Source organism: Mycobacterium sp. (assembly GCF_049278535.1).
Taxonomy (GTDB): Bacteria; Actinomycetota; Actinomycetes; order Mycobacteriales; family Mycobacteriaceae; genus Mycobacterium.
This window is the reverse complement of sequence record NZ_JBAPMI010000110.1, coordinates 1-2,180: the sequence shown is the minus strand read 5'-3', so window position 1 is coordinate 2,180 and position 2,180 is coordinate 1. Positions and strand designations below refer to the sequence as shown.

1 protein-coding gene is annotated in these 2,180 nt (G+C 64.0%); it reads left to right on the top strand.

The window, feature by feature from the left end; translation table 11 throughout:
• Positions 1–191: 191 nt before the first annotated feature.
• Positions 192–1,922, top strand: coding sequence for an acyl-CoA dehydrogenase family protein (locus WAO18_RS07160; RefSeq protein ID WP_422205061.1), 1,731 nt, complete (start codon positions 192–194; stop codon positions 1,920–1,922).
• The last annotated feature ends 258 nt before the right edge of the window (positions 1,923–2,180 follow it).

The following is a 2,180-nucleotide window of genomic DNA, read 5'->3' as shown; positions in this document are numbered from 1 at the left end:
GGGTGAGCAGGGTCCAACAGGCCGCCGCGGCGACAGCGGCGCGTCGAGTGCAAGGCAGGTACGTGGACATCAGGCTTCCACCAGAACATGGCAGGCCAGCTGCTCGGCGCACCCACGCCACGGGTCTACTGAATCGTTAGCTCCTTGAGATATGCCCATGACGTTGTCGACTAGCGCTAGATTCGACGCCCATGGGACTGCTTTTTGATCCGAATACCTACGACCCGTCGCATTTCGACCCTGAAACCCGACGTCAGCTGCGTGCAGTGATCGGGTGGTTCGAAGAGCGCGGTAAGGCCAAGCTGCTGCGCGACGACCTCGAAGCCGCCTGGGTGTCGGATTTCCTCGACTTCATCAAGCAGGAGAAGATCTTCGCGACCTTCCTCACCCCGTCGGAGTACGGCGGAGGCGACCCGAACAAGCGGTGGGACACCTCCCGCAACGCCGCGCTCAGCGAGATCTTCGGGTTCTACGGGCTGTCGTACTGGTACGCCGAGCAGGTGACGATCCTGGGTCTCGGCCCGATCTGGCAGAGCGACAACATCAAGGCCAAGGAGCGCGCGGCCGCGCAGCTCGACGCCGGTGGCGTGATGGCGTTCGCGCTGTCCGAACGTGAACACGGCGCCGATATCTACAACACCGACCTGCTCCTCACGCCCGCCGCCGACGGCGACGACGAAGGGGTGGTCTTCCGCGCGTCGGGGGAGAAGTACTACATCGGCAACGGCAACGTGGCCGGCATGGTGTCGGTGTTCTCCCGGCGCACCGACGTCGAGGGCGCCGATGGCTACGTGTGGTTCGTCGCGGACAGCGGCCACCAGAATTACGAACTGATCGGCAACGTGGTGCACGGCCAGATGTTCGTCAGCAACTTCCGGCTCAACGACTACCCGGTGCACGAGGAGGACATCCTGTGCACCGGCCCGGAGGCGTTCTCCGCCGCGCTCAACACCGTCAACGTCGGCAAGTTCAACCTGTGCTCCGGGTCGATCGGAATGTGTGAGCACGCCTTCTACGAGGCGATCACCCACGCCAACAACCGCATCCTGTACGGCAACCCGGTCACCGACTTCCCGCACGTGCGGGCCAGTTTCGTGGAGGCCTACGCCCGGCTGGTCGCGATGAAACTATTCAGCGACCGCGCGATCGACTACTTCCGCAGCGCCAGCCTCGATGACCGTCGCTACCTGCTGTTCAACCCGGTCACCAAAGCCAAAGTCACCTCCGAAGGCGAAGAGGTGGTGACCCTGCTATGGGATGTGCTGGCCGCCAAGGGTTTCGAGAAGAACACCTACTTCAGCGAAGTGGCCAGGCTGATCGGCGCCCTGCCACGGCTGGAGGGCACGGTGCACGTCAACGTCGCACAGATCCTGAAGTTCATGCCCAACTACATGTTCAATCCGGCGACGTACCCCGAGATCGGTACTCGCAACGACCCGGCTGATGACGTGTTCTTCTGGGCGCAGGGGCCGGCTCGCGGCGCCTCCAAGGTGCAATTCGCCGACTGGTCAACGGTGTACGAAAAGCACACGAAAATCTCAAATGTCGCGCTGTTCTACGAACAGGCCAACGCGCTCAAGGAGTTGCTGGCCACCGCCGCACCGGACCCCGAGCAGATGCAAGACCTCGATTTCCTACTGGTGGTCGGTCACCTGTTCACGCTGATCGTGTACGGACAGCTGATCCTCGAACAAGCGGATCTGATCGGCCTCGACGCCGACCTTATAGACCAGATCTTCGAAGTCCAGATCCGCGATTTCTCCCAATACGCCGTGGCCTTGCACGGAAAGCCGAGTTCGACCACGGCGCAACAGGATTGGGCTCTGGGCGCCGTGCGTAAGCCCATCACCGACGCACACCGCTTCGATCGGGTGTGGCAGGAGGTCCGGGCCTACGACGGCGCTTACGAGATGCGGCCCTAGCTCATGGGGCCGACCCGCTGCGCCCGGCTTCGCCGAGCTTGCGATCGCCCCTAACTCATGGGGCCGACCCGCTGCGCCCGGCTTCGCCGAGCTTGCGATCGCCCCTAGCTCATGTGGCCGACCCGCTGCGCCCGGCTTCGCCGAGCTTGCGATCGCCCCTAGCCGGCAGGCACGAACGGGACGTCGTCCGGGGCGGCCCGGCGCGCCGCCAGCACTGCGCGCGCGGGATCGCCGATCGGAATCCGCAATGGCAGATCC

Bases quoted from the DNA above. Each gene is read 5' to 3' on its own strand.
- WAO18_RS07160 (WP_422205061.1), top strand. From the start codon at position 192: ATGGGACTGCTTTTTGATCCGAATACCTACGACCCGTCGCATTTCGAC.